Annotated in this window: 11 protein-coding genes; 3 read left to right on the plus strand and 8 right to left on the minus strand. The window is 62.7% G+C overall.

The genetic code is table 11. The annotated features are described in order from the left end of the window. Nucleotides 1–137: 137 nt before the first annotated feature. The 4 genes from chrA to KI614_RS05490 all read right to left on the minus strand — a co-directional run bounded on the left by chrA (nt 138) and on the right by KI614_RS05490 (nt 6,465). Nucleotides 138–1,514, minus strand: coding sequence for a chromate efflux transporter (gene chrA / locus KI614_RS05475; protein ID WP_226408404.1), 1,377 nt, complete (start codon nt 1,512–1,514; stop codon nt 138–140). Next, nucleotides 1,511–2,449 carry a chromate resistance protein ChrB domain-containing protein gene (locus KI614_RS05480; RefSeq protein WP_226408405.1) on the minus strand — a complete coding sequence of 313 codons (939 nt, stop codon included), beginning with the start codon at nt 2,447–2,449 and terminating at the stop codon, nt 1,511–1,513. The genes chrA and KI614_RS05480 overlap by 4 nt, the downstream gene beginning before the upstream one ends. A gap of 72 nt (nt 2,450–2,521) precedes the next feature. Continuing rightward, on the minus strand, nt 2,522–4,696 hold the full coding sequence (pbpC, locus tag KI614_RS05485; RefSeq protein WP_413464178.1) for a penicillin-binding protein 1C: 2,175 nt from the start codon (nt 4,694–4,696) through the stop codon (nt 2,522–2,524). 131 nt (nt 4,697–4,827) lie between these two features. Further along, nucleotides 4,828–6,465: an NAD(P)/FAD-dependent oxidoreductase gene (locus KI614_RS05490; RefSeq protein ID WP_226408407.1), complete on the minus strand. Its 1,638-nt coding sequence runs from the start codon at nt 6,463–6,465 to the stop codon at nt 4,828–4,830. Nucleotides 6,466–6,553: 88 nt separating this feature from the next. Between KI614_RS05490 and KI614_RS05495 the strand changes: the two genes are divergently transcribed. After that, nucleotides 6,554–7,780 carry an MFS transporter gene (locus KI614_RS05495; protein ID WP_226408409.1) on the plus strand — a complete coding sequence of 409 codons (1,227 nt, stop codon included), beginning with the start codon at nt 6,554–6,556 and terminating at the stop codon, nt 7,778–7,780. On the opposite strand, the gene KI614_RS05500 is transcribed toward KI614_RS05495, so the two are convergent. Then, on the minus strand, nt 7,772–8,344 hold the full coding sequence (locus KI614_RS05500) for a DUF1415 domain-containing protein (RefSeq protein WP_226408411.1): 573 nt from the start codon (nt 8,342–8,344) through the stop codon (nt 7,772–7,774). The genes KI614_RS05495 and KI614_RS05500 overlap by 9 nt on opposite strands. Nucleotides 8,345–8,453: 109 nt before the next feature. Then, entirely contained in the window at nt 8,454–9,917 is a 1,464-nt protein-coding gene (locus KI614_RS05505; RefSeq protein WP_226408413.1) for a M17 family metallopeptidase, read from the minus strand. 109 nt (nt 9,918–10,026) lie between these two features. Here KI614_RS05505 and KI614_RS05510 point away from each other — a divergent pair, with 109 nt between their 5' ends. Further along, a complete protein-coding gene (locus KI614_RS05510; protein WP_226408415.1) occupies nt 10,027–10,410 on the plus strand; it encodes a DUF302 domain-containing protein in 384 nt (127 codons plus the stop codon). Between the two features lie 57 nt (nt 10,411–10,467). On the opposite strand, the gene KI614_RS05515 is transcribed toward KI614_RS05510, so the two are convergent. Continuing rightward, on the minus strand, nt 10,468–10,752 hold the full coding sequence (locus KI614_RS05515; RefSeq protein ID WP_226408417.1) for a hypothetical protein: 285 nt from the start codon (nt 10,750–10,752) through the stop codon (nt 10,468–10,470). Nucleotides 10,753–10,872: 120 nt separating this feature from the next. Here KI614_RS05515 and KI614_RS05520 point away from each other — a divergent pair, with 120 nt between their 5' ends. Next, the gene (locus tag KI614_RS05520; RefSeq protein ID WP_226408419.1) at nt 10,873–11,790 is read left to right on the plus strand and encodes a LysR family transcriptional regulator; all 918 of its coding nucleotides are present in this window, start codon (nt 10,873–10,875) and stop codon (nt 11,788–11,790) included. A gap of 13 nt (nt 11,791–11,803) precedes the next feature. Here the strand turns inward: KI614_RS05520 and KI614_RS05525 are convergent, their stop codons facing one another. Beyond that, nucleotides 11,804–12,583, minus strand: coding sequence for a DnaJ domain-containing protein (locus tag KI614_RS05525; protein WP_226408421.1), 780 nt, complete (start codon nt 12,581–12,583; stop codon nt 11,804–11,806). Between the last annotated feature and the right edge of the window lie 62 nt (nt 12,584–12,645).

Below are 12,645 nucleotides of genomic sequence, written 5' to 3' on the forward strand. Positions count from 1 at the left end.
CCCGGGCTCGTACAGAACGTCTGCTTGTGGCCGATTCTTGCCTGATTGCTTCTACTCACTACACAGATATTCTGCGGCCAGTTGTGATGAGATTGGACAGTCAACTCCCGCAATATTTCGCTGGCTGAGGCTCCGTTTCAATACCCCAGTGTTTTCAGTGCAAAGCCGATCACGGCGCAGCCGGCAATTACATGAATGACGTTCGCCTTGAAGCGGAGCAGGGCAATTGCGGCAGCCAGCGCAATCAGTGCTGATACCCACTCAAACGAACCTTCGAACCCCTTCGGCCATAGGACGTGATAACCGAAGAACAAGGCCAGGTTCAGGATGACGCCGACCACTGCAGCAGTAATGGCTGTTAGCGGTGCGGTGAATTTCAGGTCGTTGTGGGTCGTTTCGATGAATGGGCCACCCATCAGGATGAATACGAAGGACGGCAGGAAGGTGAACCAGGTGACCAGCGTGGCGGCGACGGCGCCGGCCAGAAACAGGCCGTCCGGGCCGAATGCGGCGCGCATTTCTGCACTTTGGTAGCCTCCGATGAAGCCGACGAAAGTGACGACCATGATCAACGGTCCTGGCGTCGTTTCGCCGAGTGCCAGACCGTCGATCATCTGGGTTGGGGACAACCAGCCATAGCCACCGACCGCCCCTTGATAGACGTAAGGCAGCACGGCATAAGCGCCACCGAAGGTCAGTAGCGCTGCCTTGGTGAAAAACCAGCCCATCTGCGTCAGGGTGTGTTCCCAACCGCAAGCGGCCGTCAGCATGCCCATCGGGACCAGCCACAGGAGGCAGCCGATCAGTGCAACCTTGATCATCTTGTGCCAGGCGAACAAGGCATGTTCCGGGGTTGGCGTATCGTTGTCGATCAACGCCCGGCCGAAGGATTTATGGCTCTGGCCATGTCCGCCGCCGGCCTGGAATTTGCCCGGTGCGATGCGTCCACCGCAGTAACCAATCGCTGCGGCAACTGCGACGATGGCCGGGAACGGGACATTGAGGGCAAAGATGGCGACAAAGGAGGCTGCGGCAATGGCCCACAGCACATTGTTTTTCAAGGCGCGCGAGCCAATACGGTGTGCCGCCTGAACGACGATGGCGGTGACGGCTGGCTTGATGCCGTAGAACAGGCCGGCGACCAGCGGCATGTCGCCGAAGGCGATATAGACCCATGACAAGCCGATCAGGATGAACAGCGAAGGCAGCACGAACAGGCCGCCGGCAATAATGCCGCCCCAGGTGCGGTGCATCAGCCAGCCAATGTAGGTGGCCAACTGTTGGGCCTCCGGCCCCGGCAGCACCATGCAATAGTTGAGCGCGTGCAGGAAACGGCGTTCCGATATCCAGCGGCGGTGCTCGACCAGCTCCTGGTGCATGATGGCGATCTGCCCGGCCGGGCCACCAAAGCTGATGAAGCCAAGCTTCAGCCAGAACATGAAGGCTTGCCAGAGGCTGACCTCGGCGGCTTGCATTGCATGCGGGTCGTTGTTGTCGGTCAGGGGCGAGGTCATGATGGCCGGTCTTTCTCGAAGGTGCTGAGCAATCCGTCGAAAATGTTGCTGGCGATGGCCAGAAGCCGATCGTCGTCGGGAATGGTGTCGCGCAAACCGGCCAGTATGCTTTCGATGCCGGCGGCTTCCGGCGGCTGTATGCCGCCCACGTCAAGAAAATGGACCAAGGCCCCTAGTCGTTGCAGGGCCGGTGTTTGCAGATCGAAGCTGGCCAGCAGCACTTCGAAGCTGACACGGGCGCCGGCATGCGTGAACCGGGCACCGTCGAAATCGAAGCCCAGCGCCTCGGCGGGGCAATCCGCCGGTGTCGCCAGCCAGCGGATTTCGGCATGCGGGTCGATGAGCCGACGGATCAACCAGGCACAGGCCAGCCGGTCGACCCAGGGGCGTTGCCGGGTTGCCCAGAGCCGTCCCTGGTAATCCTGCCGACTCAAGCGGACGATGGCTTGATCGACCGGATGCGGTTCATCGGGCGACAAGGAGCGGGCTGTCCGTTGTTCGAGTTGGCGCAATGATTCGTCGACCTGTTTCTGGGCTTCGCCGGGGAAAAAATCAATCGCTGCCAGATGGGTGAACGCTTTGCGCAGTTTGCGCGCCTGCTTCTGGATCTCGTTGGCTGAGCCTGCATTCAGTCCGTCATGGGCCAGCGCAATGTCGCTCTGCAGGCTCGCAAAATCGGCGCTGCGGTCGAACAGCGCGATGAAATTGCCATTGTCGGGCTCGTCAAGGCGAGTCATCAGCGCGCTTCCTGCCGCCTCACGAATTTCCGTAGCAACCGTGTTCAGCGTTGCCCGGCAATCCGGTCGCTCCGGCATCAGGTAGACGCCATCCCGGAGAACCGCAGCACCGGAGGCTTTGAGGCTGCGCCAGGCGCGCATGCGTGCCGTGGCGTTTTCGGTGGGCAGGCTGGTGATCAGTGCAATCCATGTGTTCATGGAAGTTAGTTTAATAAAATGTAGATTATTCTACAAATTTGTTCATGTTTTATATTGGTCGATACGGCTGCTTCAGCGACGGCTGCGCAGGGCCCGGACTTCGAAGGTGACGCTGTCGATCAGGGCGTTTTGCGCGTCGTGCAGGGTCAGCCGGTGTTTGCCGGGTTGCGGCAGCCAGTGCTTGAGGCGGTCGGCCGGGCCGAGCGGTTGTGCATCGAGTTGCCAGCGCCAGTGGTTGCCAGCAGGGGCTGAGAGACGCAGCGGGATGCGCTGGTGCTGCGGTGGAATATCCGGGTCGAGCGCGATGATGCTGCCCTCGGCCGGGTAGGCGATACGGGCCAGTGCACGGTTGTCGGCCGCACGGATCAGGCTGCTTTCGGTGCCGGCCATGAACCACTCCTCGCGTGCCGGTTCGCGCGGTGGCTCAAAGCGGATGGAGCGACTGACCACACCGGGCGGTGGCGATGGTGGGCGGCTGTCGATTTTTGAGCGGCCGTGCCGGGCATCGCCGCGATGCAGCCAGTCCATCACCTCGCGCCAGACCGGCGCCGCGCCGCTGACACCGGAAACATCGTGCATCGGGCTGCCGCCGGCATTGCCGACCCAGACGGCGACGGTGTAGCGGCGTGACCAGCCGGCGCACCAGTTGTCGCGCATGTCCTTGCTGGTGCCGGTCTTGGCGGCTGTCCAGTAGGGCGTTGCCAGCCACGACTCCAGCCCGAAGGTGCCGGCCCGGGCGCTGCGGTCGGACAGGATGTGGCCGATCAAAAAACTGCTGGCCGGGCTGTAGACCGCGCGAACCGGTGCGTTGAACACGCCGCTGCACCCTTCGCGCTGGCAGGGGGGCGGACTGGCTGTCTTGCCCGGCGTGGCGCGCAGCGGCCCCCACTGGCCGGCATTGGCCAACGTGCGGTAGGCATTGGCCAGCATCAGCAAGGAAACATCGGCCGAGCCGAGCGCCAGGCTGTAGCCGTACCAGTCGCCGCTCTCCTTCAGGCTTGCGAAGCCGGTTTGCTTGAGTCGCTGATGAAAGCGTTCCGGCCCGAGGCGAACCAGTGTCTTGACCGCCGGGACGTTGAGCGAACCGCCCAAGGCCCGGCGGACCGAGACCCAGCCTTTGTAATCTGGTTCGTAGTTTTGCGGGGCGTAGAGGCCGTTGCCGGCATCGAGCGTCAGCGGCGCGTCCTCAAGCAGCGAGGCCGGCGTCAGGTTGCGGCGTTCGAAAGCCAGGGCGTAGAGAAAAGGTTTCAGCGTCGAGCCGGCCTGGCGCAGCGCCGTGACCCCATCAACCTCGGCGGCCCCGGAGAGATCGCCGCTTGATCCAACCCAGGCGAGAATTTCACCGCTGGCGTTGTCGAGCACCAGCACGGCGCCATCTTCCACATTCTGCCGGCGCAGTGCCGTGAGGTGGCGGCGCAAGGCATCGCCGGCAAATTGCTGCAAATCGGCATCGAGGCTTGAGCGAATTTGCTCGCCGGGCTGTTTGAGCAGTTTGCGGGCGAGATGGGGCGCGCTTTGCGGCAGTTCGCTGCGGTCGACCTCGGTCGATCGGAGATTTCCGCTCAGCGCCTGCGTGGCAAAACCGTCGAGTCCCTCGCATTCCCCGGCCCGGTTCATTTCCTTGAGCAGATTGCAGGCGCGTTTGACGACCAGTGCCGGCGCGGCATTGGGCGAGCGGAGCAGGGCAGCGGCCAGGGCCGCTTCGCGTTCGTCGAGGCCGTGCGGCCATTTGCCGAACAGTTGGCGGCTCATGGCCCCGACCCCGACCAGTTCGCCGCGGAAGCTGACCAGGTTGAGATAGGCCTCGGCAATCTCCTGTTTGCGCCAGAAACCTTCCAGGCGTAGTGCTGCGGTCGACTGGCTGATTTTGCCCAAAAAGCTGCGTCGACCGCGCCGTTGGCCATCTTCGTCGAGCAGTCCGGCCAGTTGCATGGTCAGCGTGCTGGCGCCGCGTGTCCGGCCGCCCCAGAAGTTGGTCCACGCCGCCTTGCCGGCCGCCTGCCAGTCGATCCCGTCGTGCTCCATGAAGCGTTTGTCTTCGGAAACAATCACCGCGCGCAGCAGGGCCGGCGAGATTTCCTTGAGTGGCGTCCAGTCCAGGCGACGAACCGACTTGTCGAGCCGCAAGCGGTGCAGCGGCTGACCGTCGCGGGCCAGCAGCGTGGCATCGGATGTTCGGTAGCCGGCCTTGACCTCGGCAAAACCGGGCAGGGCCAGCGCCGGCAGCGGGAGTGCCAACAGCAGCACCAGCCGCAGGGGGGCCGCCCGCAGCCCGGACAGGATCGACCGAATTGGCCGAATTGGCCGAATTGGCCGGGCCGGCGGGGGCAGGTCTTGTCCGATAAACGCCGGCACCCGACGCTGGCCTGTCCGGGGGCTTAGCCGGCGGATTTCTGGCCGACGATGCTCAAGGCCACCTGTTCGGCCACCTTGATGCCGTCGACCGCAGCAGACAGGATGCCGCCGGCGTAACCGGCACCTTCGCCGGCCGGGTAAAGGCCGCGCGTGTTCAGGCTCTGGCACTCGGCATTGCGCGTGATGCGGATCGGCGACGAGGTGCGCGTCTCGACGCCGGTCAGCACCGCATCGGCCATCGCGAAACCGCGAATCTGCTTCTCGAAAGCCGGAATCGCCTCACGCAGCGCTTCGATCACGTAAGGCGGCACGCAACTCGACAGATCGGTCATGTGCACGCCGGGCTGGTAGGACGGATCGACCTCGCCCAGCGCGGTCGACGGCCGGCCAGCCAGAAAATCGCCGATACGCTGGGCCGGCGCGGCATAGCTGCTGCCACCGGCAACGAAAGCGGCCGACTCCCACTGGCGCTGAAAATCGATGCCGGCCAGCGGATTGATCTTGAAATCACCGGGGAAATCCTCGGGATTGACGTTCACCACGAGCGCCGCATTGGCATTGCGCTCGGCACGCGAATACTGGCTCATGCCGTTGGTCACGACGCGGCCTTCTTCGGACGTTGCCGCGACCACCTGACCACCGGGACACATGCAGAAACTGTAGGCCGAACGGCCGTTGGCGCAGTGATGGACCAGCTTGTAGTCGGCCGCGCCGAGCAGTTCGTTACCAGCATTCGGGCCGAAACGCGCCTTGTCGATCAGCGCCTGCGGGTGTTCGACGCGGAAGCCGATCGAGAAGGGCTTGGCTTCGATATAAACGCCCTGCTCGTGCAGCATCTGGAAAGTGTCGCGGGCGCTGTGGCCGATCGCCAGCACGACATGCTGGCTGGCAATCGTTTCGCCGCCGGCCAGTTCGACGCCTTCGACTTGACCGTTCTCGATGATGACGCGGTCGACCTTGCTGCCGAAGCGGATTTCACCGCCCAGTTCGGTAATCGTCGTGCGCATCGCCTCGACCATCTTGACCAGCCGGAAGGTGCCGATGTGCGGCTTGCTGACGTAGATGATCTCTTCCGGCGCGCCGGCCTTGACGAATTCTTCCAGCACCTTGCGACCGTGGTGCTGCGGGTCCTTGATCTGGCTGTACAGCTTGCCATCCGAGAAAGTGCCGGCGCCGCCTTCGCCGAACTGGACGTTCGATTCCGGGTTCAGCTTGTGGTTGCGCCACAGGCCCCAGGTGTCCTTGGTCCGCTCGCGCACCGCCTTGCCGCGTTCGAGGATGATCGGGCGAAAACCCATCTGGGCCAGGATCAGCCCGGCCAGCAGGCCGCAGGGGCCGGTGCCGATGACGATCGGGCGGCTCGGCAGGTTGGCTGGCGCCTGGGTGACGAATTTGTAGCGGGTGTCCGGTGTCGGGCCGATGTGGGCGTCGTTATTGGCCGCCTTGAGGCGCTTGACGACGGCAGCTTCGTCCTTCAGTTCGACATCGAGCGTGAACACGAAGAGGATGTTGCTGCGTTTGCGGGCATCGTAACCACGGCGGAAAACCGTGAAATTCAGCAGGTCGACCGGGGCAATGGCCAGGCGTTCGACGATGGCGTTACGCAGATCGTCGTCGGTGTATTTCTTGAGCGGGAGCTTGATCTCTGTCAGGCGCAGCATGGTGTCTATCCGTGGGGGCGCTTAATGGGGGGCGTATTTTAACCCGCCCCATCGCTTCGGGCGCAGCCCGGTTTGCTATGCTTCGCCGATGACCCGTCCCACACTGACCGAACTGTTCGCCCAGCGGCAATTCATGTTTTTCTGGCTGGCCCGTTTGGCCGGTGTTTTTGCCCAGCAAATGCTGATGGTTGCCCTGGCCTGGCAGATGTACGACATCACCGGAAGCGCCTGGGATCTCGGTCTGGTCGGGCTGTTCCAGTTTGTTCCCGCCCTGCTGCTGACCTTGCCGGCCGGCCATTTGGTCGACCGCTGGCGGCGCGGCCGGATTTTTGCCGTGTGCATGCTGGTGCAGGCCTCGGTGGCCTTGTTGCTGGTCGGCGGTACGCAAGGCGGGTTCATGTCGCGCGAGCTGATTTTGCTGCTGTCTGTCGTGCTCGGTGCGGCGCGTGCCTTCCAGATGCCGACCCAGCAGGCGCTGATTCCGATGCTGGTGCCGGTGCATCTGCTCGAACGTGCCGTGACGCTTGGCTCGACCGGCATGCAGGCTGCCGTTATCTGCGGCCCGGCTTTGGGCGGTTTGTTGTATGTCGGCGGGGCGACAGTGGTTTATGCCGCTTCGGCCGGCTTGCTGATGGTTGCTTTCAGCTTGATGTTCGGTGTGCACGAAGCGCACCAGCCTTCGACTGAACCGCCCGGCTTGCGCAGCATCCTGGCCGGCGTCGAGTTTGTCTGGAACAACAAGCTGCTGCTCGGTGCCACCTCGCTCGACCTGTTTGCCGTGCTGCTCGGCGGGGCGACGGCGCTGCTGCCGATTTTTGCCCGCGACATCCTGCATGTCGGGCCGGAAGGTTTGGGCCTGTTGCGCGCCGCCCCGGCAGTCGGGGCCTTGCTCATGTCGCTGGCCTTGCTGCGCTGGCCGATTCAGCGCCGGGTCGGTCGCTGGCTGTTTGGTTCGGTCGGCATATTCGGGCTGGCGACGGTGGTTTTCGGCCTGTCGAATTCGTTCTGGCTGTCGCTCGGCGCGCTGGTGTTCAGCGGAGCGGCCGATAACATCAGCGTCGTGATGCGCCTGACGCTGGTTCAGCTGGAAACGCCGAATGAAATTCGCGGCCGGGTTTCTGCCGTTAATTCGATTTTCATCGGGGCATCCAACCAGCTTGGCGAATTCGAGTCGGGAGCCACTGCGGCCTTGTTCGGTGCCGTTGGCTCGGTGGTTTTCGGCGGTGTCGGCACCTTGCTGGTAGCGGCTGGCTGGATCAGGTTGTTTCCCGAGCTGGCCGGGCGCGACCGGATGGTTGCCGGACGCTCAGCTTAGCCAGAGTTTTTTCCAGCCGGCGTGGCCGAGCCGTTCCATGGTTTCGATATTGCGTTCAAAAATGTCCGCCGCATCGGGAAAGGCAGCAACGGCCCGGTCGATGCTGCTTTCGCGCAGAAGATGCAGGGTCGGGTAAGGCGAGCGGTTGGTGAAATTGGCGATGTCGTCCGGTTCGCTGCCGGAAAACTCGTACTGCGGGTGCAGGCTGGCGATCTGGAAAACACCGTCGTAGCCGAGGTTGCGGTTCAGTGCATCGACCTCGGCGAGAAAAAAGTGATAGTCGAGAAAATCGGTCATCGCCAGCGGGTGGATCAGCAACGTGGTATCCAGTTCGGCCGGATCGGTTTCGGCCAGACGGGTCAATTCGCGCTCCAGCTCGGCGAGCAATTCGTCAGCCGTACTTGCTGCGGTCAACGCGTACCGAACCTGCTTTTTGACGAAAACGCTTTTGGCGAACGGACAGAGATTCAGCCCGATCACGGCGCGTTCCAGCCAGGTTTTTGTTTCGTCGAGGACTTGCTCGGCGGCGGTGGTGTCGGTGTAGGGCGTCAGGGTCTGGGGCATGGGGGTATTCGCTGAGTCGGCGCAGGATGTGCCTGATGGAAGAGTTTAACGTACCGGCTTGTCCGGCTGTGGTGGTTCGGGTTGATGCAAGCGGCGCGGTTTGTCGCGGTCAACGGCTCGTTTGCAGCCAATCCTGCAATAGCTGAACGCCCCAGGCGACGCCGAATCCGGTCTGGTCGGTGGCAATGGCGCCGAGGCCGTCGTCACAACTGGCGGCCGACAGATCGACATGCAGCCAGGGGAGTTCGCCGACGAAGCGCTTGAGGAAAAGTGCGGCGTGAATGTGGTCCGGGGCATCGTCGTCGAGGCTGCACTGGCAGATGTCGGCCTGCGTGCTGTCGAGGGCTTCTTCGTAATCGTCGTCCATCGGGAAGCAGGCGACGCGTTCGCCGCTGCGGCTGCCGGCTTGAACGGCGAGGCCGGCGAGTTCGTCGCTGCTGGCAAAGACGCCCGAATAGCGGCAGCCGAGGGCCTGGATCATGGTGTAGGTCAGCGTGCCGAAATCAACCATCAGATCCGGTTCGCTGCGCCCAGCCAGCGCCAGCGTGTCGGCCAGGACCATGCGGCCTTCGGCATCCGTATGCACGATTTCGATGGTCGTGCCGTCGAGCGCCGTGACGACGTCGCCCTGGCGGCTGGCACGCGGCGAGATATCGTTGCTGGCCAATGCCAGCCAGGCATCGATGCGCAGCGGCAGTGCCAGCCTGGTGGCGGCAAGCAGGATGCCGAGGACGGTGGCCGAGCCGGCCATGTCTTCGTGCATGCCGATCATGGTCTCAGCCGATTTGAGATTGTGGCCGCCGGTATCGAAGCAGATTCCCTTGCCGACCAGCGCGATGTGGCCTTGCGGCTGCGGGGAGATGAAGGAAATGCGGACAATCGCCGCGTCGTTGGCTTCGCTGCCCTGGGCGACCGAGACAAAGGCGCCGGCGCCCATGGTCCGCAAGCGGGAGAGATCGAATTCCTCGACTTGCCAGGCGTTTTCGTTGGCCAGCGTGGCGATTCGTGTCCGGTAGGCGCTGGGCGTCAGGCTGTTGGGCGGCAGTGCAATCAGGGTGCGGGCCAGCAGATTGCCTTCGGCCAGCGAACGCGGGCGTTCGGGGAGTGGCTTGACGCCCCGGATGTTCAATTGTTCGAGGCGGCGCGGTGCATCCTTCTTTTTCTGGTTGGGCAGCGGCGTGCCGTTGGCCAGCGCGACATAGCCGGCCTGTTCCGCCATCCAGTCGGCATCGCCGGTTTTGCTGCAAATCAGCAGGTCGACCGCAGCAGGCTCCTCGTCGAGCAGAATCGTCATGCCATCGCACAGCAGGCTGTGGTTGGCGAAGGTCGATTGCTTGCGGTCGAGCATCAGCCAGACACGCAAGCCGCCTTCGGCCGAGTTGGCCATGACCGGTTCGTCGGCCAGCGCTTCGGGGTCGAGCCGGCGGCGGGCAAGGGTGGAGAGCAGCAGGGCGCGCTCGGGGCAGTCTTCGGGAATGTCGGTGCTGGCCGGGAGTGCGATAAGAACGTGACTCATGGCCGCAAGTGCGGCGTGGTCGGGCAGTTCGAAACAGGTCTGCAGGCTGGCGAGCATGGCGTTTTCCGTGGCTGGGGGCGACATCATTATAGGCAAGGGGCGAGCGTGAATGTTTCGCAGGCCCTATCATTCGCCCTTGTTCTGGTTTTTGTCACAAGGAAAGCGCGTGTTTTATATCGTCGAAAGCAGCAAGTCATTCTACGAAGCCACCTTCGATTTGCCGCCGGTCGTTCAGCGTCTGGGCTTTGTCATCCTGAATGTGCAGGATACGGGCGAGATGCTGCGTCGCAAGGAAATCGACCTGGACGAGGAGTGCCAGGTTTTTGACGTGTGCAATTACCGCCAGATGGAAAAAATACTGGCCATCGACATCCGGCTGGCACTCACCCTGCCTTGGCGGATTACGGTATTTACCGAAGACGGCGCGACCAAGCTGGGGATCGTCCGGCCGGCGTCGCTTACCGAGCGTCCGGATGAAAACCCGGTTTTGGCCCGAGTGCTGACCGAAGTCGAGGAAAAGCTGATCCAGATTGTGGACGAGACCCGCTAGCCGGGCCGTTGTGCCGCCGCACCCAGGCGGCGACTTGAGCTGCGTTGCGGCAAAAGCTCAGCAGGCGCCGCGCCGTGGATTCCAGGCAAACAGTGCGCGCAGCCGACGATTCAGGCGTTTGCTCAGGGCAATGCGCGGGCGCCGGACATCTGCTTGCGGATTCCACGAAAACGCCGGACGAATGATTTCGCCGATGCTTGTGGCCAGCGCCAGCAGGCTGTGACCCATCAGTACCGCGTAGAGGCTCAGGCGCTCGGCGAACAGGCCTTGCAGGCGCTGGATTTCCTGGGCGCGCAGGGCGCGGGCTTCGCGTTCGATGCGTTGAATATCGATGATTCGCATGATGTTTCCTTTCGGTGTTGCGATGCAGCATTAACAGGCCGCTACTCTAATTACCAATCTGCCAAGCAACAATCCATTGAAATGGAAAAACATCTGTGAAATTTGGTCCATAATCAAGCCATGGATCGAACTGCGGAAATGACGGCTTTTGTCCGTGCCGTTGAACTGGGCGGATTTACCCCGGCGGCACGTGAGATGGGACTGACGCCTTCGGCGCTTTCGAAGCTGGTCAGCCGGCTGGAGGACCGACTGGGCGTGCGTTTGCTGACACGGAGTACGCGGCGCCAGCAAATGACGGCGGAGGGCGAAGCTTTTTTCAATCGCGCCCGACCGATCTTGAGTGCGATCGATGAAGCAGAGGCGGAAATCGCCCAGGCCGGTCAATATCCGCGCGGCCTGCTGCGCCTGCATTGTGGCTCCGCCTTTGGCATGCACCAACTGACGCCGGCCATTCCCCTGTTTCTTGAGGCTTATCCCGATGTCGAACTGGAACTGACGATCAGCGATCAGTTGCCGGGGCCGGGCGAAGACCATTTTGATCTGATCGTGCGCATCGGTGCGTTGGACGATTCTTCTGCCATCGCCCGGCGGATCTGTAATGTCGAGCGGGTGATTTGTGCCGCACCGGCTTATCTGGCGCGCTGTGGCACACCGCGTACGCCGGATGACCTGCAGCAGCACAACTGTCTGTGGATCACCAGTTTGCCTGCCTTGCGGCGCTGGCCTTTCGATACCGATGACGGCGTGCGCGTGGTGCACATTGGCGGCAATGTGGTTGCCAACAATACGGAAACCGTTCTCCAGCTGGCACTGGCCGGTGTCGGGATTACCCGGCTGACCGATATCGTTGCCGGAGAAGCCTTGCGCAGCGGGGCGCTGGTCCCGATTCTGACTGACTGGCACCACGTCGAGCCGGTACCGCTATATGCCACGTATCCCGGTGGTCGGCACGTTTCGCCCAAGGTCCGGGCGATGATCGATTTCCTGGTCGATACGTTCGGCCAGATGCCCTGGCGTCAGGCGGCGGCCGGCCGCTAGCCGGCCGTGGCGCTCAGTAGTAGCAACCGGCGGCGCGGGCGTCGCGTGTGTTGCCGCTCAGGGCGTACATATTGCACAGCTGCTTCTTCGGTGCATCGGCTGCGATTTTCGCTTCGCGCAGTTTGCGATCCTTTTCGTACTGCTCCTGCTGCCATTGCTGTTGCTGTTGTTGCGCTTCCAGCCGGCGGCGCTGCATGTCGAGCACCTGGGCATCGGCATTGGCCCGGTAGTCGAGTTCGCGTTGGCGACGTTCGGCTTCACGGTCGGCAATATTGTAGGAGTTGTCGATCTGCTTGCCCTGGTTGTGCACCGCCCCCTGGACGAGCATGCGTTCATTTTCGGCCCGGTAGGCATCGTTGCGCACTTCGCCGGTGCCGCGCTGGGCGCTGGCTTCGATCTGGCTGGCCTGGTTTTTCTGCTGACCGCTTTGGCCCATGAATTTGTAAACCGAGAAAACTGCCGCGCACAGGCCAAGCCCGAGCACCAGCCGTGCCGTGCCCGAAGCGAACATGCCGCTTGGCGCGCTGCTGGCCGCTTCATAGGCGTAAGTGCGCTGGTAGGCCGGTGCCTGGGCCGGGGCAGGAGACTGGGCGGCATCGTAAGCGGCACGCTTCTCGGGCGAAACCAGCACGCTGTAGGCTTCTTCAAGGAAAAGCAGCTGGTTGCGTGCTTCAAAATCGCCATTCCTGGCTGCTTCAGTCAGGCTGGGCTTGAGTCGCTGGTAGGCGGCGTCGATGATTTCAGTGCTGGCCCGCGTGCTGACCTGAAGTGTGTCGTAGTGGGATGTTTTCATGGCGATTCCTTGTGGTGCGCGCATGATACCGACAAGAAAAATCTTGCTCAATACGACCTAAG

The sequence above is a fragment of the Dechloromonas denitrificans genome, from assembly GCF_020510665.1.
Taxonomy (GTDB): domain Bacteria; phylum Pseudomonadota; class Gammaproteobacteria; order Burkholderiales; family Rhodocyclaceae; genus Azonexus; species Azonexus denitrificans_B.

Coding starts and splice junctions, on each gene's coding strand:
- KI614_RS05490 (WP_226408407.1), bottom strand. CDS start 6,465: ATGCTGCGCCTGACAGAGATCAAGCTCCCGCTCAAGAAATACACCGAC.
- KI614_RS05525 (WP_226408421.1), bottom strand. CDS start 12,583: ATGAAAACATCCCACTACGACACACTTCAGGTCAGCACGCGGGCCAGC.
- chrA (WP_226408404.1), bottom strand. CDS start 1,514: ATGACCTCGCCCCTGACCGACAACAACGACCCGCATGCAATGCAAGCC.
- KI614_RS05515 (WP_226408417.1), bottom strand. CDS start 10,752: ATGCGAATCATCGATATTCAACGCATCGAACGCGAAGCCCGCGCCCTG.
- KI614_RS05520 (WP_226408419.1), top strand. CDS start 10,873: ATGGATCGAACTGCGGAAATGACGGCTTTTGTCCGTGCCGTTGAACTG.
- KI614_RS05500 (WP_226408411.1), bottom strand. CDS start 8,344: ATGCCCCAGACCCTGACGCCCTACACCGACACCACCGCCGCCGAGCAA.
- KI614_RS05495 (WP_226408409.1), top strand. CDS start 6,554: ATGACCCGTCCCACACTGACCGAACTGTTCGCCCAGCGGCAATTCATG.
- KI614_RS05505 (WP_226408413.1), bottom strand. CDS start 9,917: ATGCTCGCCAGCCTGCAGACCTGTTTCGAACTGCCCGACCACGCCGCA.
- KI614_RS05480 (WP_226408405.1), bottom strand. CDS start 2,449: ATGAACACATGGATTGCACTGATCACCAGCCTGCCCACCGAAAACGCC.